We start from the raw sequence: 24510 nt of genomic DNA on the forward strand, positions 1-24510 counted from the left end.
AGCAACGGAGCCGTTCATGTCTGCACCGGCAATTTCGCTTGAGAGCCTCAGCACGACATTCGGTGACCAGTTGCTTGGCACCATGAAACTCGGGGGCTGCGCGTCTTCGACCTGCGGCTCGTCGACAAAGCCCGACGACACGGATCCGGCTGTCTGGGAGAAGATCAAGGATCACCCCTGCTTTTCAGAAGAGGCGCATCACTATTTCGCGCGTATGCACGTCGCGGTCGCGCCGGGCTGCAACATCCAGTGCAACTACTGCAATCGCAAATATGACTGCGCCAACGAAAGCCGGCCTGGGGTGGCCTCTGAAAAGCTGACGCCCGATCAGGCGCTACGCAAGGTGATCGCGGTCGCCAATGAGGTGCCGCAGCTTTCCGTGCTCGGCATCGCCGGACCGGGCGACGCCTGCTACGACTGGAAGAAGACGAAGGCGACCTTCGCCAGGGTCGCCAGGGAAATCCCAGACATCAAGTTTTGCATATCCACGAATGGGCTGGCGCTGCCCGACCATGTCGATGAGCTTGCTGACATGAATGTCGATCACGTGACGATCACGATCAACATGGTCGACCCTGAGGTCGGTGCAAAGATCTATCCTTGGATCTTTCACGATCATCGCCGCTACGTCGGCATTGAAGCCACCCGGATCCTGCACCAGCGGCAGATGTTGGGCCTGGAGATGCTGACCGCGCGGGGCATCCTCACCAAAATCAACTCGGTGGTGATCCCGGGCGTGAATGATGAGCATCTGATCGAGGTGAATAGATGGATTAAGGAGCGAGGCGCGTTCCTGCACAACCTTATGCCGCTGATTTCGGACCCGGCCCACGGCACGCACTACGGTCTGAGCGGGCAGCGCGGCCCAAACGCAATGGAGATGAAGGCTCTTCAGGATCGTGTCGAAAACGGCGCCCAGTTGATGCGCCACTGCCGGCAGTGCCGGGCAGATGCCGTGGGCCTGCTCGGAGAAGATCGTGGCCAGGAATTCACAGTCGACCGGATTCCCGGCGAGGTCACCTACGATGCCAGCAAACGCAAGGCCTATCGGGAGCTGGTCGCGGAGGAGCGCCGTGATCACGTCGAGGCTAGGAGAGAAGCGATCGGATTGGTCAAGGCAGCGAGCCCCGGCAAGTCCCTTCTCTTCGCGGTGGCGACCAAGGGCGGCGGCCGCGTCAATGAGCATTTCGGCCATGCGAAGGAATTCCAGGTTTATCAAGCCTCGCTGAAAGGGATCAGCTTCGTCGGGCATCGGAAGGTGGACAAGTATTGCCTTGGCGGCTGGGGCGCAGAAGCCGCCCTCGATGGCGTCATCGCAGCGCTTCAAGGCATCGATATCGTGCTGTGCGCCAAGATTGGAAATTGCCCGCAGGATCAGCTCGCGGAGGCTGGAATCAGAGCCACCGACGCCTGTGCCCATGACTATATCGAGACAGCAATCAGCGCGATTTACATCGCCGCATCTGGGACCCCCACACTCGCGGCGACGGCCTGAGCTGTCTCATTCATTCGGACCAGGAGTTAAAATGGCTTTCAAGATCATCGCATCCCAATGCACCCAATGCGGCGCCTGCGAATTCGAATGTCCTTCCGGCGCGATCAAGTTCAAAGGCGAGAGCTACGTGATCGAGTCACAGAAGTGCACCGAATGCGAGGGGGTCTTCGATGCGCAGCAATGTGCCTCGGTATGTCCGGTGCCGAAGACCTGCGTTCCTGCGTAACGGACATTGGACTGCCGACATGGTTGGGGGCTGCCTACGCAGGACGCCTGGAACGCCTTGTTCGCAATCTCAGCCGCAAGAGAAATCAGGGAACGGACATGTCGCTCGGACGCGAAGAGGAGATCGAAATCCGCAGGCCTCCACGATTCATGCCGGGAGAGCGGGTACGTGCCACTCGCCACATAAAGAATGACGGCACCTATCCTGGCAGGGAGATCGGCGAAAATCTCGTGCGGAAGGGGGACGAGGGATATGTGCGCGACATTGGCACCTTTCTCCAGCAGTTCTTCATCTATGCGGTCGAGTGGATCGACCGTGGCACCGTAGTCGGTATGCGAGCGCGTGAACTGATGAGCCTCGATGAGGCCGAGGCGCCCTGCAGTGCTGAAAGCAATACCAATGAAGGGACGGCCAGATGAAAGTCATGATCCGCAGGACCGATGCTGGTTTGTCAGCGTATGTCCCCAAAAAGGACCTCGAAGAGCCGATCATCAAACTCGAGAAGGAAGAGTTGTGGGGCGGAACGGTCACGCTCAGGAACGGGTGGCGGCTCCTCCTACCCGATCTCCCACATGATACGCGTCTGCCGATCACCGTCGAGGCAAGGAAGATTTCCGAAGAGGGCTGATGCTGCCCCTAGGTGCGTCGCGAGGAAACGAGATGAACACGATCCTGACATCGGGCCACCTCGTCATTGTGCGGGACAGTTTTGCTGAAAAGCTGCTTGACCTGGCGAAGGAAGCGCTCGCCGCCGATGAGGTGATCCCCTATCTCGGTCCGGGTCTTCTTGAGTTGAACTGTGTGGAACCGCCTGTGCCGCATACCCCGGAGGTTGTTGCCGCGGCACTCAATGCACGGGCTCCAGCCCCTTCCAGGATCCGCACCAATATGTGGTCGGTTGCACAGTTCATCGAACAGCGCCGGCATCGCCGGACGCTTCAAGCTTGGATGACCGACATATTCGCAGCGCCGGTGGGGCCGACCACCTTCCACGCCTGGCTCGCAAGGCTGCCACTCTCCCTCATCATCGACAGCTGGTATGACAGCGCGATGCGCACGGCTCTGGTAGAGACCGGCCGAACGGACGTCGTTGAGATACAAGGCGTCACGCGCGCGAATGAAATCGGCAACATTTGGACGAAAACCTACGATTTGTCCGGGAGGGAGCTCGACCCCCGATTGGGGGCCAAGACGGTTCTCTATTCACCTCACGGGAGTATTACGCCCGCGCAAAACTTTCTCGTCGCAGATTCCGACTACGTCGAAGTCCTGTCCGAAATTGATATCCAGACACCGATCCCAGACGCTGTGAAGGAACGGCGCATCACCCGTGGATTTTTCTTCGTTGGCTGCCGCTTCAACGATCAGATGCTGCGCACCTACGCCAGACAGATCATGAAGCGCTCCCGCGGTCCCTATTGCACCGTAATGGACGCGGAAACCCTGACCAGAAACGAAGCGCGTTTTCTTGCGGCAAGCGGAATCACGGTGATCGACATGCCACTAAGTCAAGCGGCGGCTCGGCTTGTGGGAACGGGCACGGCTGCAGGTTGAGGACGGGATTAACAATGGCGGATGCCTTTGATGATGTCTGCTTCGGCTTTCCTCGAAGGCGCAAAATGCAGTCGGGAATACACCCGTGAACAGTGAAGCTGTCAGCGGCGCAACGAACGCACTGAATTCGTTGGCCCATGTTGAAGCGGCGCGCTGGGGCCGGGATTTGAGTACGCTGTTGCGCATCACGCGTATGAATCTGCGCCATCCGTGGCAGGTCGCCCTCGCTATGGGCTCGACGATCATGGCGGCAATCCTCCAGTTGCTCATTCCCCAGCTTCTCGGCCGGGCTGTCGACCAGACCCAGACAGCTATCGGGGGCGGTGTCGCGGGGGCTGCGGCAGGACAAGCGCTCTGGGCCCCGGCTCTCCTGCTGCTCGCCGTCAGCGCGCTACGCGGCGTTTTCACGATGGCGCAGAACTATTTTGCCGAAGCCGTCGGGCATCATGTCGCGTACGAATTGCGGCTCGCCTACTACGACAAGATCCAGCGTCTCAGCTTTTCCTTTCACGACCGGGTCCATTCAGGCGATCTGATAACCGCCGGAATGCTCGATCTCGAAGGCGTGCGGATGTATTTTTCCACCGGGCTCATGCGGGTGCTCCTGCTGACGATGCTGATCGGGATTGGCGCTTACATGATGATCTCGACCGATCCGATGCTCGGCTTGGCCGCGCTCAGCTTCGTGCCTTTTGTCGCTTGGCGCTCATCGACCACACAGCTTAGGCTGCGCGCCACCTGGCTCGACCTCTATGAGCGCCTTTCGGTACTAAGCCGCGTGATGAAGGAAAATCTCGCAGGTATCCGTGTGGTCCGCGCTTTTGCGGCTCAATCCTATGAGATGCTGAAGTTCGACGGCGCTTCCAAGAACGCGCTCGACCTCGCCAACGATCTCGTTGACATCTACGTACCCAACACATCGGCGATGACCTTGTCCTACTTTTTCGCAATGGGATTGGTGCTTGGGATCGGTGGCAACAAGCTCGTCGCTGGCGAGATCAGCGTCGGAACCATGGCGACCTTCCTGACCTTCATGACCATGCTGCAAATGCCAGTCCGCCAGATCGGTCTCATGGTCAATGCGTTTGCCCGCGCTTCTAGCTGCGGTTCGCGGCTTTTCGGTCTCCTCGATCAGGAGATCACCATCAGGGATGCTCTCGAGGCCAGACCGCTTGAGATAAGTGACGGCACTCTGCGCTTCCACAATGTCTCATTTGCCTACCCCAACGCCGAAAACCGCGCCATTCTGAAGAACCTCAGCTTTGAGGCCCGGAGAGGCGAGACTATCGCTATCGTCGGTCCGCCGGGTTCCGGCAAATCGACGATGGCTCATCTGGTCCCCCGCTTTTACGACGTGACCGGTGGCGCCATCACGTTGGACGGCCAGGACATACGCAATGTCACCCTCGAGAGCCTTCGCAAGGCGGTCGCGGTTGTACAGCAGGATGCGTTCCTATTCACAACAACGATCGAGAACAACATCGCTTATGGCGATCCCTGGGCGAAGAGACAGCGAATTGAACGCGCTGGAGAATTCGCCCAGCTCCACGACTACATCCTCGGGCTCCCGGCAGGGTATGAGACGGTCGTGGGCGAACGCGGCGTTTCTCTCTCTGGCGGCCAGCGCCAGCGTCTCACGATTGCTCGCACCATGATGCTGCGCCCCTCCGTCATCATTTTCGACGACTCGATGGCCGCGATCGATGCCGGCACCGAGCTGCGCATTCGCGCGGCGATGCGGCGCTTCGCAAAGGATCGGGTGACGATCATCATCGCGCACCGGCTGAGTGCGCTTAAGCATGCCGATCAAATCCTTTTTGTCGATAACGGCGAAATCGTAGAACGCGGCACGCATGAAGAGCTTCTGGCGAAGCGGGGACGCTACAGGGCCCTTTACGATCTCCAGACGTGCCCGGGTGATAGCATTATTAGCCAGGATGGGGGCGCCCGCTGATGGACCAGGGCCGCGGCGAACTCGAAGCCGAACCTGACGACGGGAGACGCCCTCCGCGCGCGGTCGTCGGCTCGCACCGGATCGAGGAGGAGATGTTCGGCCGGGCTTTCGACAAGAGCATCCTCCGTCGCATCTGGGGCTTCGTCCATCCCTACCGGGCAAAGGTAGTTGTCACGATTGTCGCGATGCTGATCTTCACCGGGACGCAGCTTCTCATCCCCTTGATCATCCGCTACGCGATCGACCTCGGCATGAACCCGGCAAGGCCCGATCGCTCAGCCCAGCTTGCGGCCGTCGGCGCGTTCCTTTCGGCGATTTTGGTCAATTTCGCCGCCGGCTACATGCAGGAAGCCTTGGACGGGAAAATGGCCGAAACTGTCCTGTTCGACATCCGCCGCGCCATGTTTGGCCATCTGCAAAAGGTTTCGCTCTCTTTCATGGACAAGACCGAGGTCGGACGCCTGATGTCGCGCCTGCAAGGCGACGTTAACTCCATACAGGAGTTCTTGGAAACCTCGGTATATTCCCTAGGCGATGTTGCGCTTCTCTTCGGCATCGTTTTCGTAATGCTGTGGCTCGACTTTCGCCTCGGCCTCCTGACGCTATCGGTTCTGCCGATCCTGGTGATCGTCCGCATTGTCTGGTTGCCGCGTGCCCGCGACGCCTTCATGGCTGCACACGAAACCAATTCCGTCGTCAATGGCGCGCTGGCCGAAGCCATTCACGGCGTGCGGACCATACAGTCAATGGACCGCCAGCAGGTGAATTTCAGTCTTTTTGACGATCGGGCCCATGCCAACCTCAGGACCCACCTGATCGCTGCCAGATATGCACTGGTCATGGTGCCCATCGTCGATGGCATCACCGGCCTCGCCTTGGCCGCCGTTATTGTGGTCGGCGGCTCGATGGTCATGAATAGCCGTATAGATGTGGGCGTGTTGGTAGCCTACCTATTTTACATCCAGCGCTTCTTTGACCCGATCCGCTCACTCACCCTGCAATATTCGGTCATGCAGCGCGCCATGGCCTCAGGCAAGCGCCTGACGGATGTGCTCGACGTCAAGATCGATGTTAAGGACAAACCCAATGCCGAGGTGCTTTCGCCCGAAATGGACGGCTCGGTCGAGTTTAGGGACGTCACCTTCGGCTACGATCCGAACCGTTCGGTTCTGAAAAATGTCTCGTTCAAGGTCAATCCGGGCGAGACGGTCGCACTAGTCGGACCGAGCGGTTCTGGCAAATCGAGTGCGATGGCCCTGGTCCACCGCTTCTATGATGTTCAGCAGGGTCAGGTGCTGGTCGGCGGACATGATGTACGCGACGTCACCCAGGAATCGCTCGGCCGCCAGGTCGCCATGGTGCTGCAGGAGCCATTCCTGTTCACCGGGACGGTCTTCGAGAACATCCGATACCAGAAGACGGAAGCCACGCGCGACAAGGTGATCGAGGCGGCCAAGGCTGTCGGCGCGCATGACTTCGTCATGAGCCTCGCCGACGGGTATGAGACCCAACTTGGCGAACGCGGCGACAACTTATCTCTCGGCCAGCGCCAGCTTATCAGTTTCGCCCGCGCCCTCGTCGCTGACGCCAAGATCCTCGTGCTCGACGAAGCTACCGCCAACATCGACAGCTACACGGAATTGCAGATTCAGAAGGCTCTGATCAAGCTGCTTGAAGGGCGGACTGGCCTCGTCATCGCCCACCGTCTCGCCACGGTCCGGGGGGCCGACCGCATCATCGTGCTTCAGAATGGCCAAGTTATTGCGACTGGCAACCACGATGAGTTAATAGCCATGGGCGGCCTGTATTCCAAACTCTACTATCTCAACTACGCCTCCTTCGACGACCTTCCCGAACACGATACCACCGTCCAAGCTGGCTCTCAGACCTGACATCTTGGCGGCCTTGTGGTAGTGGCGTTGACTTTCGGGCGTGTCGGCAGACCACTCAGGCCACCGCATCCGGCCAGCAGCCAGCACTCAAGAACGAGCACTCCCCGCAATTCGTGAAGACCGGCTGCGAACGATTTCCTCCAGCATCGTATCCGACCGCGGTGCACCACCATCATCGGGCGAGCTCGCTGGAGATGTTGGCTGGGCGTCGCAAAGCCGCTCGCGAGCGCGCCCTCAATAGCGCCGTAGCGAGTGACGGCTTTGCCACCGACGGGCCGCTGATGAAGCTGGATTAGTGGGCGCCGCACCGACGCCGCCCCGGGCGAGAAGAACCTCCTGCGGCTGGCTATGGGCAACGACTAGCGCCAGCGCGACGAGCAGACGCGTGCCGGCATCGTGACGCGCTCGGCTACCCTCTCCTTAGGATCGTGCATGTTCACACGATGCCCAGACGCCAGCCAACGCACAAGCTGGTATCCTGTGCCGCCTGCTCGTCGTCAGTTTGGCCTCCTCTCGATTGCCCGCCCCACCACGTGCACGCTCGATCACGTGAGTGTGAGAGCGCTGCACAACGATTTAACCTCTGACAGCGAATTTCATGGTGAGCCAAGTCGAGCCATGATTTCGGACTGAATCGTCCTCGCGGTGTAAAGGGAAGCATCTAGCGGCAGATTTCCAAATGCCATTTGACAAAGCAGGTAGTTGGCACCTGCCTCTTCCAACTGATCTAGCAGAGCTTTTCGCACAGACTCTGCTGATCCTACCACGCACAATTCACTCTCGACTGCCGCATCGAAGGTCAGCGGCAAGTTTGGTGGAGTGGGGATAGCGTTAAGCTCGTAAAGGAATTGGAAGCTCTTGAGCCAGCGTGCGTAAGCAGGTGCCGCGAGCGAATAGGCATGTGTGTCACAACGCCCAATCACGACCATGCGGAGCAATCCGACAAATCTCCCTTGATCCCCCCCGCCTGCGTTGTCCTCTCGATAGGCGCGGAACGCATCAGTAGTTTTGCGAACAGAAGAGGAAGGTCCTACACACGCGATATTTGTTCCATTCGCAGCGGCCCAAGCTGTGGACTCGCGTCGATTGGCAGCGACCCATGTGGGCGGATGTGGACGCTGATGAGGTCTTAGCGTCAAAGGAACGTCATTGAGATCAAAATGGCGGCCTTGATAGCATAGCGTGCCGACCTCCCTCGAATTCACAAGTATTTGCATAAGAATTTCGCTGGCTTCGGCATAACGGCCCGGCACCGCGTCCGCACCAATCCCGAAGTAGCCCAATTCGGTCGGGAGAGCACCGCGCCCTATGCCCAGTTCGAGCCTGCCACCGCTCAACTGGTCCAGCATACAGATCTCTTCGAACGCACGCAGCGGATGATAAAGCGCAAGCAGCATCACCAAGGGTCCGAGACGCAAGCGCCGGGTGCGCTGGGCGACGCTCGATAAGAACAGATTCGGCGATGGACCTCTCCCATGGGGAGTACAGTGGTGTTCTGCGAGATGATAGGCATAGAACCCTAGCTGATCGCACGCCTCTGCTAATATCAGGCGATCTTCGTACTGCCGGCCTATATCGCGGCCATCCTCATCCAAATGATCGAAGATGCCGAAAGCCAGGTTTGAAGGAAAGACGTTTGTCACTCTTTAAGTCCCCGATTTTAAAAGCAGGCTGTTTTCTTGCTGGGATCACCAGCAAGTCGGAAGAGATGTGTGTGATCGCCGATTAGCGTCAGCGTAACAAAGAAGCAGAGCCTGACGCTTCCCTGCCTCTGGAGCTTGGCACCGTTAAGCTTCCAGCAATGTCGCCAGCGGCAGCAAGAAATTCATCCATCTGCTCTTTTGTGCCGATGCTGACGCGGATACAGTGTTCCAAGCCTTTGTCCGGAAAAAACGCGACAAGTATCTTTTGCCTCTCCAATGCTGCTTGCCACCATGAGCCGTCCTGTCCCGCGGGCACACGGGCCAGCAAGAAATTTGCGCGGGAGGGTGTTACGGAAAATCCGAGTTGCGATAGTGCAACTGTCACTCGCTCTCGTTCATCCTTGATGTGCTTGTGGTTGTCTGCGTAGGCGCCGCGATGCGCAAGCACGCTGATACCAACGGCATGCCCGATCACGTTCATGTTGAAGACGTTCTGGATGTTTCGCAGCCTTCCAATAATTTCAGGGTGACCGAAACCGAAACCGACGCGAATGCCGGCGGCGGCATAGCTTTTCGAGAATGACCTCAAGATCAGAAGATTCGAATACCGGTTGATGAGGCGCAGTCCGTGATCGGGTGCAAAGTCGACGTAGGCCTCATCAAGGACAATCAAGCGGTCCGATTGTGCTACGAGGCATTCGATATCGCTTATCGGGAGGAATGTTCCGGTCGGATTGTTTGGATTGGCCAACATAATAAACTTGGCGTCTTTTGCCGCACCGGAAAGCAATTGCTCCATTGGCAGGGAATGAGCTTGACATCCGATTTCGAGGAACTCAGCGCCCTGAAGCATGGCAAGTTTGCGGTTGAACGAAAACCCTGGCGACATCATCGCAACCTTGTCGCCGGGTGCGAGGAAAGCTCTGTAGATCAGTCCGAGCAGTTCAGACGACCCGTTGCCAGCGATGACCTGATCCCTGGAAACGCCATAGGTGCTGGACGCTGCTTCCCTCAATCTGAAGTTATCGTCATCCGGATATAGATACTGGCGCTTGAGGGCCGCCACTGCACTTTGCATTATGATTGGCGGCAACGGAAACGGGTTCTCATTCGTATTCAGCTTGATAAGATTTGCGTCCGGCGCTGGTCCGTTGGACGGCAGAGCATCCAACTGTCGTGTCACTTGCGAAAGAGCCGAAAGCACAGTTTGCAGTTTTGCGTCGGACATATTTGACTCCGTTTCAGTACAGGGGGCATGCGTATGAGCTCGCAACGAGAGCAACATGGCGGACGGGATTGACGATGGCAGGGTTGCCTTTCACACAATGGTCGCAGCGCCGGCTGAGATGGGAATTCAGCCAGGCTGTCTTCGGTCGAATCGAGTTGACGCGCACGCGGATCTGCATCGCTGCGCGGCGCCAAGGCGCTAAGCGGCTCAGCTCATGCCCAGGGTCATGCTTTCAAAGACGCTTGATCTCGACGCCGTATTTCCTCAGCACGTAGCCAATCTGGCGCGGGGTCAGCCCAAGCAAGCGCGCTGCCTTTGCCTGCACCCAGCCACATCTTTCCATGGCAGCAATGACGCGCTCTATATCGGGCGTCCTCGCGCCAATTGGGTGGGTTGCGCCGGCAAGCGGGCCTGTAGTCGCGGCCGAACTGGCGGCCTCGTCCGGGGGCGTGGCCAAATTCGCTGACTCCGGCAGGATCGGCGGTGGTTGCAGCGCGGCCTTGCCCGATCTGCACTTCCACAGCGCCTCGGCAAAGCATTGGCCTTGGGAGCAGGCAAAGTCGTTTCTCCCGATTGACAGTCCCTCGGCCAGGATCGCTGTCCGGTGCACGCAATTTTCAAGCTCGCGAATGTTGCCGGGAAACTCACATTTCATCAGCACTTCAATCGCACGCGGATCGAAGGTGAGCGTACAGCCGTTCTCGTTGTTGAACTTCTTGAGAAACTCAGCTGCGAGGAGCGGAATATCGCTGCGCCTTTGGCGCAATGCTGGTACCAGCAAGGGAACCACGTTGATGCGGTAGTATAGGTCGGCGCGGAACTCATTCCTTGCAACCGCCTCTTCCAGGTTCCTGTTCGTGGCGGCAATCACGCGAACGTCGACCTTGATGGTCTGATTGCTGCCGACGCGCTCAAACTCCTGCTCCTGCAGCACGCGCAGTAGCTTTGCCTGGAACGAGGCCGAGATCTCGCCAATCTCATCCAGAAACAACGTCCCCTTGTCAGCGAGCTCAAAGCGCCCCTTGCGGGAATTGAATGCGCTTGTGAAGGCACCCTTCTCATGACCGAACAATTCGGATTCCAGGACTGTCTCTGGGAGCGCTGCACAATTGAGTTTAACGAAGGGCCGCTTGGCGCGCGGCGACAACTCGTGAATTGCCTTGGCAGCCAGCTCCTTCCCGGTACCGGACTCACCTCGCAACAGAACTGTGGTTTTTGCCTTCGCTACGACCGCGATCTTCTCCAGCAGGGCGCTTATCGCCGGACTGTCACCAATCATCCCCTCGACGTGAACCTTTTTGCGCCGGGGTGCAGGGTGCTTAACATCAGAAAATTTCGTTTGCAGCCGATGTTCCAGCTCCGGCGCTCGCTCGCTGTCGGCCGCGGAGAAGCGATGCAACTTGACTGTCTGTCCCACCATGTTGGCAATCATGGTGAGCAGCCGGACATCATCGTCGAGCCCATAGCTTGACCTGCTTTCCAAAACCCGGTCCAAAGTCAGCGCGCCTATGGCGTTCCCATCAACACGAATGGGAACGCCGATGAACGACACGGTGTCGGAGGCCCCAAGCACCTCGATATCAGTGGCAGTGAAGGTCGGATGCATCGCTATGTCGTCGGCGACGAGCGGCGTGTCGTTCGTCACAATCTGATCGATGGCGTTGCGCGGCAGGCGCGACCGGGAGGGCTCATTGCCGTTCGTGCCGCAGCCGCTGGCCACTGTGATGTCCAGTCCGCCCTCGGCATCGCAGAGAGCGATGATGCCGTGCCGCATCTGCACAAACGAGTGCAGGAGGTCGACTACCTTGGCCAACTTGAGTTCGAGCCGGGCGGCATCGGCGAGTACTTTCGATATTTCGAAGATGCCGGTTAGTGCGCGCTCGTGCAATGCCACATTCGCAGGATTCGTGTCGGGCTTTGGACAACCCTTCATCGCATTCGGCAGCGATATGCCGCAGTCGCGGGCATTCTGTTCTGACTTGCTCATGTTGTGGTGCATGTGATCCTCGATCTCGCGCCATCAAATCTAGGCTGGCGGCATGTGCGCCCGCGACGTCGCGGGCACGCGCGAATATGCTCCGACGTGAACTCGTGCCGCCGCCGTGTGGTCGAGTGCAAAGCGGGTCTAGCCCTGACGCATCGCTTGGCTACTCCCTCCACGAAGCTTGGCCATGTTATTGGGCTTGCCCCGGCAAACACACGTTGTTTTCAAAAGACTGGAGCGAGGCGGCATAGTCAATCGAGCTTTCTTTCATCTGTGAAAGGAAACCTCGCGGCCTATGATAGGATTCATCAGTTCTATCTTTGCGTTGAAGCAGAAATACCTGGGCCGGCCATGCCTTGCCCGAGCGGCTGACCGCGCGGAGTGTAAATGCGGGGCCGTGCCATTCACCAGCGCCCGCGAAGGAGGGGCGGGAGCGATAATAACAGCCAACGGCACTGGTCCGTTGCGGCAACCGCCATCTTTCTCGAGTTGATCAGGCGGCGGCGATGTCGCGTGTGAAGGCGCGAAGCTGGCGTCGAGTACGACTTCGTAGGCGGTGCTCGCAACTTTATGAATTGCATCGTCGTGGTCAGCACCATCACTGGGGGCCGAAATCGGCACACTCAATGAGCGTATCGAAAAGTCTGAACAGATTACGATGCGACCGCTTGGAAACGGCTGCCCCTGCTGCGGGCGTTGATTTGCAAAATGGGTCGTCCAAAAGGCCGTCCGAATTTATTCTGTGATTGCAGTGGCTGCATGGTCGTAGGCTGTCTAGAAACGAGCGCTTCCGAACAGGGGTAAGTTAGCCTGTCATCTGGACGGCCTTGAACAGGCGACCTATTGGTACGCGCTGGCGCCAACGATGGGGCCCGGTCCAAAGCCGGCTAACGAGGAACCCACCACGCTCTGTGCAGCAAACCGCTAGCCAGAGGGATCGACCGGCAGCACTCTGCCAGAGACCATCAAGGGCGTTCGGACCGCGACCTTGCCCGCTGGTCTGACACCGCATTCCTCCATCATTGGCGAGCCCACGTCAGTTCAGGTGATGCGGATTCATCTGGCATGGGTATTGCGGCGGCGTTGGTGCAGCGTTCGACCGGAGCGCCGCGATAGGGAGAAGCCCGGGAGAAGTCACGCCACCTCGATCCGGTCAGGGAGAGAGAAACAGTGTCAGCTGCACAAGTCCGCGGCGCGAGTCCCGCGCCCCGCAAACCCTTCTACACCAAGCTCTACGCCCAGGTGCTTGCCGCCATCGCGCTCGGCGTCGCAATTGGCTATTTTTATCCGGAGACCGGCGAGAGCCTGAAGCCGCTGGGTGATGCCTTCATCAAGCTGGTCAAGATGATCATCGCGCCTGTCATCTTCCTGACAATTGCGACCGGCATTGCTGGCATGAACGATCTTCATAAGGTCGGCCGGGTCGCCGGCAAGGCAATGGTTTATTTCCTCACCTTCTCAACGCTCGCGCTGATCGTCGGCCTCATCGTCGCCAATGTCGTCCAGCCTGGCGACGGCCTGAACATCGATCCGGCCTCGCTCGATGTCCAGGCCGTGAATACCTATGCCGCAAAAGCCAAAGCGCAGTCGGTCACCGGCTTCCTGATGAACATCATCCCGCCAACGATCGTCGGTGCCTTCGCGGAAGGCGACATCCTGCAGGTGCTGTTCTTCTCGGTTCTGTTCGGCATGGCGCTTGCGATGGCCGGAGAGACGGGCAAGCCTGTCGTTTCCTTCCTCCAGGCGCTCATTGTGCCTGTCTTCAAGCTCGTCGGAATTCTGATGAAGGCCGCGCCGATCGGCGCTTTTGGCGCGATGGCCTTCACCATCGGCAGATATGGCATCGGTTCGGTGGTCAACCTCGCGATGCTGGTCGCGACGTTCTATTTCACCGCCTTCCTCTTCGTGTTCGGGGTTCTCGGCGCAGTCTGCCGGTACAACGGCTTTTCGATTTGTTCTCTCATTCGTTACATCAAGGAAGAGCTGCTGCTTGTCCTCGCAACGTCCTCCTCGGAGGCGGCGCTCCCGTCGCTGATGGAGAAAATGGAGAAGGCGGGCGCCAGGCGTTCGGTTGTGGGTCTCGTCATCCCGGCCGGATATTCGTTCAATCTGGACGGCACGAATATCTACATGACGCTAGCGGCTCTCTTCATCGCACAGGCGACGAACACGGATCTGTCCATCGGCGATCAGGTGCTGCTGCTGCTCGTAGCAATGCTTTCCTCCAAGGGCGCTGCAGGTGTGACAGGTGCGGGCTTCATCACCCTGGCGGCTACGCTCGCGGTAGTTCCGAGTGTTCCCGTTGCTGGGATGGCACTGATACTCGGCATCGACCGATTCATGTCCGAATGCCGGGCGCTGACGAATTGCGTCGGCAACGCAGTGGCATCCCTCGTCGTCGCACGCTGGGAAGGAGAGTTGGACCGAGCACAGATGAAAGCTGCCTTCAGCGGTCATCAGCTTACCGAGGCATCAAACCGGCTACCCTCCTGCAAGTAAGGTGGGCGGCCCACGACCTGTCAAGTCGCTTAGCTGGTCACATAACTGAACGACCGACCCGCAGCCTCTAAACGGCTCCTCACGGACCATGTATCAGAAGCGCTAAATGTGTGAGTGCAAATCGTCACCGCCCTTTAAGCGAATGAGCCTTTCAGTATACCCGGCCGGTTTACGTCTGCAATGATGTTCGTCCAACACGTTGTGCCCATTCGTATGGGGACGTCTTCACTTTGCCACCCGAAACCGAAACGCGCTAGGCGGACAGAGAGCCGGCCCGCGTCAAAAACCAATCAGAATAGGACCTATGACCAAGCGCCCCACAATTGCCGATCTCGCCCGCGAAGCCCGAGTCAGCGTAGCAACGATCGATCGGGTTCTGAACGCCCGCCATCCGGTGCGCGAGGAGACCGCGCGGCGGGTCCACGACGCCGCCCAGGCGATCGGCTATCATGCTGCCGGGCTAATCAAGCAGCGGTTGCGGCGAGACCTACCGCACTACCGTCTGGGCTTCATCTTGAGAAAACCGGCCCAGCATTTCTACCAAGATTTAGCGCGCGAGGTCGAAGCATCGGTCAATTTGGCCCAGTCCTTCCACGGCATTCCGCTCGTCGAATTCGCCCCGTCACATATGCCGAGCGACCTGATCGCGCCGCTCAAGGAGTTGGGCGCACGCTGCCATGCAATCGCGATGGTGGCACCGGACCACCCGAAAATCACAGCAGCGGTTGAGGACCTCAAGGCCAAGGGCATTCCGGTTTTCTCGCTGCTTTCCGACTTCGCCGCCGGCGTGCGACAGGGGTATATCGGCCTTAACAACCGCAAGGTGGGGCGCACGGCCGCTTGGATGGTGTCCAAGGTCGCAAAACGGCCCGGCAAAGTGGCGGTGTTTGTCGGCAGCCATCGTTTCCAGGGGCACGAGCTCCGTGACGTCGGCTTTCGCTCCTATTGCCGTGAGAACGCGCCCACGTTCGAGGTGCTGGATCCGGTCATGAACCTCGAGAAACGGCAGATCACCTACGAGGCAACGCTTGATCTCATGCAGCGGGAGCCCGAGCTCGTCGGCTTCTATGTCGCCGGCGGCGGCATGGAGGGCGCGATCTCCGCGCTCCGAGAAGAGGGCAAAAGTCGGGATCTCGTCGCGATCGTGAATGAAATCACACCTGAGTCTCGGGCAGCGCTTGCAGATAACATCGTCACGATGGCGGTCGCCACGCCAATGCGCCGGCTTTGCCAGGAGCTGATAACGCTGATGACACGGGCTATCGAGACCGGCACCGCTGAAACACCCGGACAGACATTTCTGCCGTTCGACATCCATCTGCCGGAAAATATATGAAGGCGGAAGCGCGAGGTAGATTGCCTAGATCCGCAGCGTCAACCTCCACCGGCTTCACTTGCCAACATGCCCCACGTTCTCGTGCAGGGGGTGTGGTCAATGATCCCGCACGGCAAGAGCCGAGCGAGGCCAGCACAGTCCATTTGGGGTCGACCTCGTCGACCGCCATCTCCTCGCCTGGCTGCACGTGAAAAGCCGCGGCACAGCCGGCAAGGTAGGAATTTAACCGGGCTAACCATCTTCTGGGACTTCGCACGCAAATCGAGGCGGCAGTCAATTCAGTAGCAGCCCGGGCGTGTGTTCTGCTCATTCCGGCCCCTCGCACTTAGCAAGGAACTGCGCCGCTCTGCCGGGCCAAAGGCCCGACGCCCGAAGGGCAACCGCTCCTACGCGATCGCGTCCGCCTCCAGAAGCCGCCATCGAAAAGAATGCTCGCGTCGTCACCACCTACGGCCAAAGCGGGCAATCAAGGCAGCTGGCATCACTCTGCCACACATCCTTGACGAGCAACTCGCCTGAGATCAGCCCCAGAACGTAGGTAACACGCGCCGCGCCGGCGCTTGTCGAACATGCTGATCAGCCTGTCTTACAGGCGGTGATTAGGTGGGGCTCAACATCTTCCGGGACTTCGCACGCGATTTCGAGGTGGCAGTCGGTACCAAGAAACGAAAGGTCGGATCGGCGTGCCCGAGACGCTCAATGATTTCAGGCAAAGGCGCCAGGCGAGATGCCTCCTGCAACATCATTTCCCGCATCCACATGCTTGCCGGATCACTATTGTGAAGCTCAGGCCATTGAACGGCTTCCGTGAATGCAGGAGGAGGAAGTGGCGGCGGAAGTTGGACAATCCGCAGGGGTGTTGTTTTTGCGAAATGCTGCGCCAGCCGTAAGGGCATAGTCCCGATGCGGCTGGTGCCTGACAGGACGGGCGGGATCAGGCTAAAGCCCTGTACGACAACTTCGATACGTCTCTCGAAACCGTGCTCGAGCAAATACCATTCCTCCATGGTGGGCTGCCGGGTGTGCCTGAATTTGAGCACAACATGCCCCATGCACAAGTATCGCTCGAATGTAAGTGGCTCCGACAGCTGCTTGTTCGTGCCGCAGCCTACGCCTACGAGCTTATCTTCGAACAGGGCTGCGCGAGGATGTTTCGACATGAACACTTCCGGCATAATCAGAAAATCAACGTCGCCGCGCCGGAGAAGCTCCTCGGGGTCGTCGCAAATAGGCAGACATTCAAAGCGGACGGCGGGAGCTTCCCGCGCAGCGCGCTCTACTATCTTCCTAAAAAATACGAGCGTGATGTAATCGGAAAGCATGATTCGGAAGAGACGATCCGATTGGACCGGGTTGAAGGCGTCGGGGGAAATAATCGATAGCTGGATGTGCAGCAATGCGTCCCGGACTGCTGGGGCGAGCCCGTCGGCGCGCGGCGTCAAAATGAGCTCGCGGCCGTTCATCGTAAATAGCTCATCGTTAAAATAGGCGCGTAGCCGAGCAACGGCGGCGCTCATGGCCGGCTGGCTCAGGTTGATACTGCGAGCCGCGGCAGTGACTTTACGCTCCCTCATCAGAGCGTCCAGCACAACGAGGAGATTTAGATCCAGCCCTTTAAAACGCATGTCATGTTCTATCCAACGCGTGGATGCGTATCATTCAAACAATCAATTTTACGAATTTACGAGCCATGCATTAGAGGAACGGAAAATGAGCGACGTCAAGCTCAAATCGACGACACGGGCCGGAACTCGAGAGAGCGTCTGGCTCACCTTCGCCAACGACAACGGCTGAGTGCAGCCAACACGCCGCTTTGGTCGAGTAATGCGGCCGCAAAAACCAATATGAAGAGAGGTCCTGAATGCGCCATCAGGTGCAGTGGAAGTTGTGCTGGGAAAACGAGTTGCAGCTCTCCGATCACGTTGAGCTCGCCGATTTCTTTCGTGATACGTACGGGCCGACTGGGGCCTCCAACGCAGAACCGTTCGAAGGTAGTCGAAGCTGGGCCGGAGCCAGGCCTGAACTCCGCGTAATCGCTTATGATTCAAGCGGTGTAGCGGCTCACATGGGCATACTGCGCCGTTTCATCAAGGTCGACGCGGTCGACCTGTTGGTGGCTGAACTGGGCCTGTACGGGGTACGTCCGGACCTTGAGGGTCTGGGAATCGCCCATTCAATCCATGTCATGCTTCCAATACTGCAGGAGCTTGGCGTTCCATTCGCTTTCGGAACGGTCAGGGACGCGCTGCGGAATCATGTTGAGAGGTTCGGACGGCGATACAGCCCTATGGCCGTTTTGTCGGGAATTCGCGTGCGCTCCACCCGACCAGAGGCCCGCCTCGACCTGCCGCCCACACGCATCGATGACGCACTCACAATTGTTCTGCCAGTTGGACGGCCGATCAGCGAATGGCCCACGGGCACGATGATAGATCGGAACGGACCAGAGCTATGAGCCGGTCCGATTGCTTGTACGAAGTGCGCCGAGAGTGCTCTGACGGCACCGGCCGTCGAAGCGTTTATCTGACGTTTGACGACGGTCCCAATCCACTTTTCACACCGGAGATTCTCGACGTGCTGGCAGAGCAGCGGGTACCGGCGACTTTCTTCGTCATCGGCGCCTACGCCTTAGAGCACCCATATCTAATCCAACGGATGATCGCAGAAGGGCACGAGGTAGGCAACCACACGATGTCTCATCCGGATCTGTACCAATGCGGTTTCGGCGAAGTGCAACGTGAGGTCTTTGAAGCGAACGACGCCATCATGAGAGCGTGCCCGCAGGCCTCGGTCCGCTTTGTTCGCGCGCCCTACGGCGCCTGGAGCGAAGAAGTCTGCACAGCATCACAGATCGCCGGGCTGGCGGCCCTTCATTGGTCCGTCGACCCTCGAGATTGGTCTCGCCCTGGAGTCGAGGCGATTATCGATAAAGTGCTCGCCTCCGTCCGGCCGGGCGCAATTGTACTCTTGCACGACGGATGCCCTCCCGGCGAGTTGAGCCAGGGCGCTCACGCCGGCATGCGCGACCAGACGGTCACGGCGCTGTCCCGGCTGATTCCAGCACTGCGTGAGCGCGGATTTGTAATCCGCTCACTTCCTCAACATCACTGAACAACGAGATCCCATGACTCTTCTTGGTACAACCAGCACTGTGGCCATTTCGCTTTATGCACTGCTCTCGACTGCCTATAAGAGCATGCAAGGGCTTTATGCTATGCCGACAAAGGATTCGTCGGCGTTGGAGGTTCTCGCCGGCTCCGACAAACTGCCCAGCGTGGATGTCATCGTCCCCTGCTTCAACGAGGATCCGCGCACGCTTTCAGAGTGCCTGGCTTCCATTGCAGACCAAGAATACGCCGGAAGACTTCGGGTCTATTTGGTTGATGACGGTTCTGGAAATCGCGAAGCCTTAGGAACTGTCCACGAAGACTACGCGCGCGACCCCAGGTTCGACATCATTTTGCTTCCCGAGAATGTTGGAAAGCGCAAGGCGCAGATCGCCGCGATACGACGCTCATCAGGGGATCTGGTGCTTAACGTTGATTCAGACACGGTACTCGCGCCCGACGTCATTTCCAAGCTTGTACCGAAGATGCGAGATTCAGCGGTCGGCGCAGTCATGGGTCAGTTGACGGCCAGTAACCGAACCGAGAGCTGGCTGACCAGGCTGATAGACATGGAGTACTGGCTGGCTTGCAACGAGGAGCGCGCGGCACAGGCTCGCTTCGGTGCCGTTATGTGCTGTTGCGGCCCATGTGCCATGTACCGCCGGTCTGCGCTCCTTTTGTTACTGGACCAGTACGAGTCGCAATTTTTTCGGGGCAAGCCAAGCGACTTCGGTGAGGATCGCCATCTCACTATCCTGATGCTGAAAGCAGGCTTTCGAACCGAATACGTTCCGAGCGCCATCGCGGCCACAGTCGTTCCGAACAGACTCGGACCGTATCTGCGCCAACAACTCCGTTGGGCACGAAGCACATTCCGGGACACGCTGCTTGGGCTGCGCTTGCTGCCTAGCCTAAATAGCTATCTCACGTTGGACGTGGTCGGACAGAATCTCGGCGCGCTACTCCTCGCCCTATCGGTATTAACGGGCCTCGCACATTTCGCACTGACAGGCACTGTGCCTTGGTGGACAGGACTGATGATTGTGTCCATGACCATGCTCCGATGCAGCGTGGTAGCATTTCGTGCCCGACAATTTCGATTTCTTGGCTTTTCGCTGCACACGTTCATCAACGTCTTTCTCTTGCTTCCGTTGAAGGCCTACGCGCTGTGTACCTTGAGCAATAGCGATTGGCTGTCGCGAAGCTCTGCTGTCGCTACATCGAACACTGGGGGAAAACAGGCCCCCACCCAAGCTCCGATCACTGGTTCCAGCAGGGCAGAACTCTCGCCCCATTCGGCTCCGCTTCGCAGGCTCAATCTTGCGCGGGATTCTTCGGAATTAGTCCTGTCGGACAACATTTGCGGCGACGAGTGATCGCAAATACCTAATGGACGAGAGGTGCACGAGTTTGACCCAGAACGTGAATCATCAGTTGCTTGATCGGGAATTGGCCGCCGACGATCCGTGGCGCCTCGACGGCAATCCATTCGAGCGGAAGCGCCACACGCAAATGCTCCAGCTGGCGCTTGCCCAAGGCTCCATTACAAATGCCCTCGAAGTCGGGTGCGCTGCCGGCGCATTCACGGAAAAACTAGCCCCCTACTGCCAAGGGCTCACCGTCATCGATGTCGTGGCGCAAGCCATTGCTCGAGCACGTCAACGGATAAAGGAGCCGTCGCGCATCAACTGGATAGTCTGCGATGTTCAACAGTTTTCGACCGACGAGTTGTTTGACGTGATCGTTGTGGCGGAGGTCCTCTACTACCTCGGAGACATAGCCGAGATGCGCGCGGCCGTCAAAAACCTGGTGCGGGTGCTTGCGCCAGGCGGGCATCTGATCTTCGGATCGGCAAGGGATGCTAATTGCCGTCGCTGGGGTCACGCCGCTGGTGCTGAGCCGGTCATCGCCATGCTGAACGAAACGTTGATCGAGGTAGAGCGGCTTGAGTGTCGGGGCGAGTCGGTCAACGAAGACTGCTTGCTCGTCCGTTTCCGGAACCCGATTTCCGCTTCCTGATGAATCTCGAATCTATCGCCGTTAACGTGGAGACACTATGCGCATCTGTGGTACCAAGCTGACCCATGATGGGGCGATCGCCCTGGTCCAGGATGGACGGCTCGTCTTCTGCGATGACCTGGAAAAGCGGCACAACGATCCGCGATACCAATCCATCGATAATCTCGACGCAATTGTCGCCGCTTTAGCGGAGCAGCGGCTAGATCCTTGTGATGTCGATCAGTTCGTTATCGACGGCGGGGATGACGAAGACGAGTCACAGTTTCAGGTCGGCAGGGAACCAAGCAACCGCCAGTTTTGTCGTCCCTCTCGGTAAAATGAACCCATGTCCATGATAGCGATCGACCTTACTGACGTAAGCAAAACTTATGACAAGCTCGTTGTCGACAGGCTGTCGTTCCGCGTTGCGGCGGGGGAATGCTTCGGGCTCTTGGGACCGAACGGCGCGGGCAAAAGCACGATTGCGCGTATGGTCCTCGGCATGACATCGCCTGATGCGGGCAAGATTACTGTGCTCGGCGCTCCAGTGCCGGCGCGCGCGCGTTTGGCACGTATGCGCATCGGCGTGGTCCCGCAGTTCGACAATCTTGATGCCGCGTTCACTGTACGCGAGAACCTGTTGGTGTTCGGGCGCTACTTCCGGATGAGCAGACGCCAGATCGATGCGGTCATACCATCGCTGCTTGAGTTCGCCCGCCTCGAGAACAAAGCGGATGCGCGCGTCGCCGAACTGTCCGGCGGCATGAAGCGGCGCCTGACGCTCGCGCGTGCGCTCATCAATGACCCGCACTTGCTGGTGATGGACGAGCCGACCACCGGCCTCGATCCGCAGGCCCGCCACCTGATCTGGGATCGGCTGCGATCGCTGCTGGCGCGGGGCAAGACTATTCTTTTGACTACCCATTTCATGGAAGAGGCCGAGCGGCTGTGCGATCGGCTGTGCGTTATGGAGGAGGGGCGCAAGATCGCCGAAGGTCGCCCGTCCGAACTCATTGACGAGCAGATCGGCTGTGACGTGGTGGAGGTCTACGGCGGCAATCCGCATGAACTAGGTGCGCTGATCCGGCCGTACGCACAGCGCATCGAGGTGAGCGGTGAGACGCTTTTTTGCTATGCACCCGATCCGGAGCAGGTGCTGGCGCAGCTACGCGGGCGCACGGGTCTACGCCTTCTGCAGCGTCCCCCCAATCTCGAGGATGTGTTTTTGCGGTTAACCGGGCGCGAGATGGAGGACTGAACAATGGGCGAACGTTATGCGGCGGGCATGCCCGCCAATGCGTGGAATTGGGTCGCGGTTTGGCGCCGCAACTATCTTGGATGGAAGAAAATCGGGCTTGCATCGGTTCTCGGCAACCTCGCTGATCCGATGATCTATCTGTTCGGTCTCGGCTTTGGCATCGGAACAATGATAGGTCCTGTTGAGGGCACTTCGTACATTGCGTTTCTCGCGGCTGGCATGGTTGCCACAAGCGTGATGGCATCGGCGACCGCTGAAACGGTCTACGGGAGTTTCGGCCGCATGGGCGACCAGCGCACCTGGGAAGGAATGCTATGCACTCAGCTGACGCTCGGCGATATCTTACTCGGCGAATTGGCGTGGGCAGCCACGAAGGCCCTCATGGCGGGCACAGCAATCACTATTGTTGCTACCACGCTCGGCTACGCATCTTGGCCATCCATCCTCTGCTTGCTGCCAGTCATCGCTCTCAATGGCCTCGCCTTCGCGAGTCTAGCGATGGTCGTCACGGCGCTTGCGCCCAGTTATGAATATTTCATATTTTATAATACGCTTGTTATTACACCCATGCTGTTCCTTTGCGGCGCGATGTTTCCGGTCAACCAATTGCCCGGCGCTTTTCAGTATGCTGCCTCCTTATTACCGCTCGCACATGCAATCGACCTCATTCGTCCAGCGATGCTTGGCCGTCCGATTGACAAAATGGGCCTGCATATCGGCGCGCTTTGCATATACACAGTTTTGCCCTTCTTCTTTTCGATTGCTCTTTTTCGTCGAAGGCTGATGCGTTGACGCTACTCACCATTCGAATTGAATGTTTGGTCGCAACCCATTCACACGCCGCCTAGATCAAGACATGCGTTTTAAGGGACTCGATCTGAATCTCCTCGTTGTGTTGGACGCTCTGGTCAGGGAACGTAAAGTCACCGCGGCGGCCCGCAGTATTAACCTGAGCCAGCCGGCAATGAGCGCCGCCGTTGCTCGGTTACGCGCCTATTTCAGCGATGAGCTATTTACGATGAGCGGCCGCGAGCTCATTTTGACGCCGCGCGCTGAGGGGCTCGCCCCAGCAGTCAGGGAGGCATTGCTGCACATCCAGCTATCGATTATTTCCTGGGACGCCTTCAACCCAGCCCAATCGGATCGTCGCTTCCGGATTATCCTTTCCGATTACATCACGCTCGTATTTTTTAAGAAGATCGTAGAACGTGCTGCGCGGGAAGCTCCCGCCGTCCGCTTTGAATGTCTCCCTATTTCCGACGACCCCGAGGAGCTTCTCCGGCGCGGCGACGTTGATTTTCTGATTATGCCGGAAGTGTTCATGTCGAAACATCCTCGCGCAGCCCTGTTCGAAGATATGCTCGTGTGCGTAGGCTGCGGCACGAACAAGCAGCTGTCAGAGCCACTTACATTGGAGCGATACTTATCGATGGGGCAGGTTGTGTTCAAATTCGGGGACACCCGGCAGCTCTCCATGGAGGAATGGTATTTGCTCGAGCACGGTTTCGAGAGACGCATCGAAGTTGTCGTACACGGCTTTAGCCTGATCCCGCCCGTTGTAGCAGGCACCAGCCGCATCGGGACCATGCCCTTACGGCTGGCGCAGCATTTCGCAAAAACAACACCCCTGCGGATTGTCAAACTTCCGCCGCCACTTCCTCCCGCATTCACGGAGGCCGTTCAATGGCCTGCGCTCCACAATAGTGATCCGGCAAGCCTGTGGATGCGGGAAATGATGTTGCAGGAGGGATCTCGTATGATTCCTCTGCCTAAGAGCACCGGACGTCTCAGTTGTCCCCAAATTGAGAAACTGCCCCCCCCTCGACTATGAGAGGAGGCATGGATGGCGATGCCCCGCCGCCTGCGACCCCGCAACTGCTCAGCAGAAGGGCGAAGCGAACGAGAGTGAATTCATTTCGTAAATGTGTGCCTATCCAAGCAATCGATTTCTGCAATTGTCCGATGACGAATATGAACGCGCCTGAAGGTGTGGAGGCGGAAGCCTGTTCGGGCCCTTGCGGCCGACCACGATGAATCCCTTCCAAACTTTCAGCCGGACGGTGTTGTTGACCCGCTCCATTAAATGCCGGGACCAAACATATTCGGCGGGAGCACTGATCCTGAACCAGCGAGCGGATGCAGTCGGTTGCCGGTCGGGGAGCAATATAGGGAGCTGGGTCGCCAGCCTCCGGAGACTTACGTGACAACCATTCCTTAAAGGATTCAGCTTTGAGACCCTTCCCTCTGACTTCCGCGATTTGGGGCATTGTGTTGATCAGCGGCGTGGTCAACGTGCTTGCGCTCATCTCGCCGCTGTTCATGCTTCAGGTCTATGA

General features: G+C 58.4%; 20 protein-coding genes and 2 pseudogenes. 18 read left to right on the forward strand and 4 right to left on the reverse strand.

The window, feature by feature from the left end; translation table 11 throughout:
- The first annotated feature begins 16 nt into the window (after nt 1-16).
- The 7 genes from nifB to NKI61_RS22205 all read left to right on the forward strand — a co-directional run bounded on the left by nifB (nt 17) and on the right by NKI61_RS22205 (nt 7121).
- Complete coding sequence (gene nifB / locus NKI61_RS22175) at nt 17-1495, forward strand: nitrogenase cofactor biosynthesis protein NifB (RefSeq protein WP_352840816.1); 1479 nt, start codon at nt 17-19, stop codon at nt 1493-1495.
- A gap of 31 nt (nt 1496-1526) precedes the next feature.
- Nucleotides 1527-1721, forward strand: coding sequence for a 4Fe-4S dicluster domain-containing protein (locus NKI61_RS22180; RefSeq protein WP_023672218.1), 195 nt, complete (start codon nt 1527-1529; stop codon nt 1719-1721).
- Nucleotides 1722-1819: 98 nt separating this feature from the next.
- The gene (locus NKI61_RS22185; protein WP_023672219.1) at nt 1820-2140 is read left to right on the forward strand and encodes a nitrogen fixation protein NifZ; all 321 of its coding nucleotides are present in this window, start codon (nt 1820-1822) and stop codon (nt 2138-2140) included.
- Nucleotides 2137-2349, forward strand: a complete 213-nt coding sequence (nifT, locus tag NKI61_RS22190; protein ID WP_023672220.1) for a putative nitrogen fixation protein NifT — start codon at nt 2137-2139, stop codon at nt 2347-2349. The genes NKI61_RS22185 and nifT overlap by 4 nt, the downstream gene beginning before the upstream one ends.
- Nucleotides 2350-2381: 32 nt before the next feature.
- Nucleotides 2382-3275, forward strand: coding sequence for an SIR2 family NAD-dependent protein deacylase (locus NKI61_RS22195; RefSeq protein ID WP_352840819.1), 894 nt, complete (start codon nt 2382-2384; stop codon nt 3273-3275).
- Between the two features lie 85 nt (nt 3276-3360).
- Complete coding sequence (locus NKI61_RS22200; RefSeq protein WP_352755919.1) at nt 3361-5229, forward strand: ABC transporter ATP-binding protein; 1869 nt, start codon at nt 3361-3363, stop codon at nt 5227-5229.
- A complete protein-coding gene (locus tag NKI61_RS22205; RefSeq protein ID WP_352840823.1) occupies nt 5229-7121 on the forward strand; it encodes an ABC transporter ATP-binding protein in 1893 nt (630 codons plus the stop codon). The genes NKI61_RS22200 and NKI61_RS22205 overlap by 1 nt, the downstream gene beginning before the upstream one ends.
- A 596-nt stretch (nt 7122-7717) precedes the next feature.
- Here NKI61_RS22205 and NKI61_RS22210 read toward each other — a convergent pair.
- The 3 genes from NKI61_RS22210 to nifA form a co-directional block, all read right to left on the reverse strand.
- Nucleotides 7718-8764, reverse strand: coding sequence for an LLM class flavin-dependent oxidoreductase (locus NKI61_RS22210; RefSeq protein ID WP_352840826.1), 1047 nt, complete (start codon nt 8762-8764; stop codon nt 7718-7720).
- An 88-nt stretch (nt 8765-8852) separates the two neighbouring features.
- Nucleotides 8853-9992: a histidinol-phosphate transaminase gene (gene hisC / locus NKI61_RS22215; protein WP_352840829.1), complete on the reverse strand. Its 1140-nt coding sequence runs from the start codon at nt 9990-9992 to the stop codon at nt 8853-8855.
- Nucleotides 9993-10224: 232 nt separating this feature from the next.
- On the reverse strand, nt 10225-11925 hold the full coding sequence (nifA, locus tag NKI61_RS22220; RefSeq protein WP_352840845.1) for a nif-specific transcriptional activator NifA: 1701 nt from the start codon (nt 11923-11925) through the stop codon (nt 10225-10227).
- A gap of 1221 nt (nt 11926-13146) precedes the next feature.
- Here nifA and NKI61_RS22225 point away from each other — a divergent pair.
- From NKI61_RS22225 to NKI61_RS32945, 3 genes and pseudogenes are all read left to right on the forward strand, one after another.
- Nucleotides 13147-14475 (forward strand): dicarboxylate/amino acid:cation symporter, encoded by a 1329-nt coding sequence (locus NKI61_RS22225; RefSeq protein ID WP_023706359.1) that lies wholly within the window; start codon nt 13147-13149, stop codon nt 14473-14475.
- A gap of 304 nt (nt 14476-14779) precedes the next feature.
- Nucleotides 14780-15811 (forward strand): LacI family DNA-binding transcriptional regulator, encoded by a 1032-nt coding sequence (locus NKI61_RS22230; RefSeq protein ID WP_023703127.1) that lies wholly within the window; start codon nt 14780-14782, stop codon nt 15809-15811.
- 291 nt (nt 15812-16102) lie between these two features.
- Nucleotides 16103-16330: pseudogene (locus NKI61_RS32945) on the forward strand (IS1634 family transposase); the annotation flags it as partial.
- Nucleotides 16331-16410: 80 nt separating this feature from the next.
- Here the strand turns inward: NKI61_RS32945 and NKI61_RS22235 are convergent.
- Nucleotides 16411-17436 carry a LysR family transcriptional regulator gene (locus NKI61_RS22235; RefSeq protein ID WP_352840832.1) on the reverse strand — a complete coding sequence of 342 codons (1026 nt, stop codon included), beginning with the start codon at nt 17434-17436 and terminating at the stop codon, nt 16411-16413.
- 236 nt (nt 17437-17672) lie between these two features.
- Here NKI61_RS22235 and NKI61_RS22240 point away from each other — a divergent pair, with 236 nt between their 5' ends.
- The 8 genes and pseudogenes from NKI61_RS22240 (at nt 17673) to NKI61_RS22275 (ending at nt 24005) form a co-directional block, all read left to right on the forward strand.
- On the forward strand, nt 17673-18266 hold the full coding sequence (locus tag NKI61_RS22240; RefSeq protein ID WP_352840835.1) for a NodA family N-acyltransferase: 594 nt from the start codon (nt 17673-17675) through the stop codon (nt 18264-18266).
- Nucleotides 18263-18922 (forward strand): chitooligosaccharide deacetylase NodB, encoded by a 660-nt coding sequence (gene nodB / locus NKI61_RS22245; RefSeq protein WP_023672235.1) that lies wholly within the window; start codon nt 18263-18265, stop codon nt 18920-18922. The genes NKI61_RS22240 and nodB overlap by 4 nt, the downstream gene beginning before the upstream one ends.
- A gap of 13 nt (nt 18923-18935) precedes the next feature.
- A complete protein-coding gene (gene nodC / locus NKI61_RS22250) occupies nt 18936-20294 on the forward strand; it encodes a chitooligosaccharide synthase NodC (protein WP_352840839.1) in 1359 nt (452 codons plus the stop codon).
- A gap of 13 nt (nt 20295-20307) precedes the next feature.
- Entirely contained in the window at nt 20308-20937 is a 630-nt protein-coding gene (gene nodS, locus NKI61_RS22255; protein ID WP_023713711.1) for a nodulation methyltransferase NodS, read from the forward strand.
- A gap of 37 nt (nt 20938-20974) precedes the next feature.
- Nucleotides 20975-21208, forward strand: a pseudogene (locus NKI61_RS22260) (carbamoyltransferase N-terminal domain-containing protein); the annotation flags it as partial.
- Between the two features lie 54 nt (nt 21209-21262).
- Nucleotides 21263-22174: a nodulation factor ABC transporter ATP-binding protein NodI gene (nodI, locus tag NKI61_RS22265; protein ID WP_023685034.1), complete on the forward strand. Its 912-nt coding sequence runs from the start codon at nt 21263-21265 to the stop codon at nt 22172-22174.
- 3 nt (nt 22175-22177) lie between these two features.
- Nucleotides 22178-22966, forward strand: coding sequence for an ABC transporter permease (locus NKI61_RS22270; RefSeq protein ID WP_023687364.1), 789 nt, complete (start codon nt 22178-22180; stop codon nt 22964-22966).
- A gap of 64 nt (nt 22967-23030) precedes the next feature.
- Complete coding sequence (locus NKI61_RS22275) at nt 23031-24005, forward strand: LysR family transcriptional regulator (protein ID WP_352840842.1); 975 nt, start codon at nt 23031-23033, stop codon at nt 24003-24005.
- Nucleotides 24006-24510: the final 505 nt, after the last annotated feature.

The organism is Mesorhizobium sp. M0514 (genome assembly GCF_040321145.1).
Taxonomy (GTDB): domain Bacteria; phylum Pseudomonadota; class Alphaproteobacteria; order Rhizobiales; family Rhizobiaceae; genus Mesorhizobium.

Bases quoted from the DNA above. Each gene is read 5' to 3' on its own strand.
- nifB (WP_352840816.1), top strand. From the start codon at position 17: ATGTCTGCACCGGCAATTTCGCTTGAGAGCCTCAGCACGACATTCGGT.
- NKI61_RS22180 (WP_023672218.1), top strand. From the start codon at position 1,527: ATGGCTTTCAAGATCATCGCATCCCAATGCACCCAATGCGGCGCCTGC.
- NKI61_RS22185 (WP_023672219.1), top strand. From the start codon at position 1,820: ATGTCGCTCGGACGCGAAGAGGAGATCGAAATCCGCAGGCCTCCACGA.
- nifT (WP_023672220.1), top strand. From the start codon at position 2,137: ATGAAAGTCATGATCCGCAGGACCGATGCTGGTTTGTCAGCGTATGTC.
- NKI61_RS22195 (WP_352840819.1), top strand. From the start codon at position 2,382: ATGAACACGATCCTGACATCGGGCCACCTCGTCATTGTGCGGGACAGT.
- NKI61_RS22205 (WP_352840823.1), top strand. From the start codon at position 5,229: ATGGACCAGGGCCGCGGCGAACTCGAAGCCGAACCTGACGACGGGAGA.
- hisC (WP_352840829.1), bottom strand. From the start codon at position 9,992: ATGTCCGACGCAAAACTGCAAACTGTGCTTTCGGCTCTTTCGCAAGTG.
- nifA (WP_352840845.1), bottom strand. From the start codon at position 11,925: ATGAAGGGTTGTCCAAAGCCCGACACGAATCCTGCGAATGTGGCATTG.
- NKI61_RS22230 (WP_023703127.1), top strand. From the start codon at position 14,780: ATGACCAAGCGCCCCACAATTGCCGATCTCGCCCGCGAAGCCCGAGTC.
- NKI61_RS22235 (WP_352840832.1), bottom strand. From the start codon at position 17,436: ATGCGTTTTAAAGGGCTGGATCTAAATCTCCTCGTTGTGCTGGACGCT.
- NKI61_RS22240 (WP_352840835.1), top strand. From the start codon at position 17,673: ATGCGCCATCAGGTGCAGTGGAAGTTGTGCTGGGAAAACGAGTTGCAG.
- nodB (WP_023672235.1), top strand. From the start codon at position 18,263: ATGAGCCGGTCCGATTGCTTGTACGAAGTGCGCCGAGAGTGCTCTGAC.
- nodC (WP_352840839.1), top strand. From the start codon at position 18,936: ATGACTCTTCTTGGTACAACCAGCACTGTGGCCATTTCGCTTTATGCA.
- nodS (WP_023713711.1), top strand. From the start codon at position 20,308: ATGGACGAGAGGTGCACGAGTTTGACCCAGAACGTGAATCATCAGTTG.
- nodI (WP_023685034.1), top strand. From the start codon at position 21,263: ATGTCCATGATAGCGATCGACCTTACTGACGTAAGCAAAACTTATGAC.
- NKI61_RS22270 (WP_023687364.1), top strand. From the start codon at position 22,178: ATGGGCGAACGTTATGCGGCGGGCATGCCCGCCAATGCGTGGAATTGG.
- NKI61_RS22275 (WP_352840842.1), top strand. From the start codon at position 23,031: ATGCGTTTTAAGGGACTCGATCTGAATCTCCTCGTTGTGTTGGACGCT.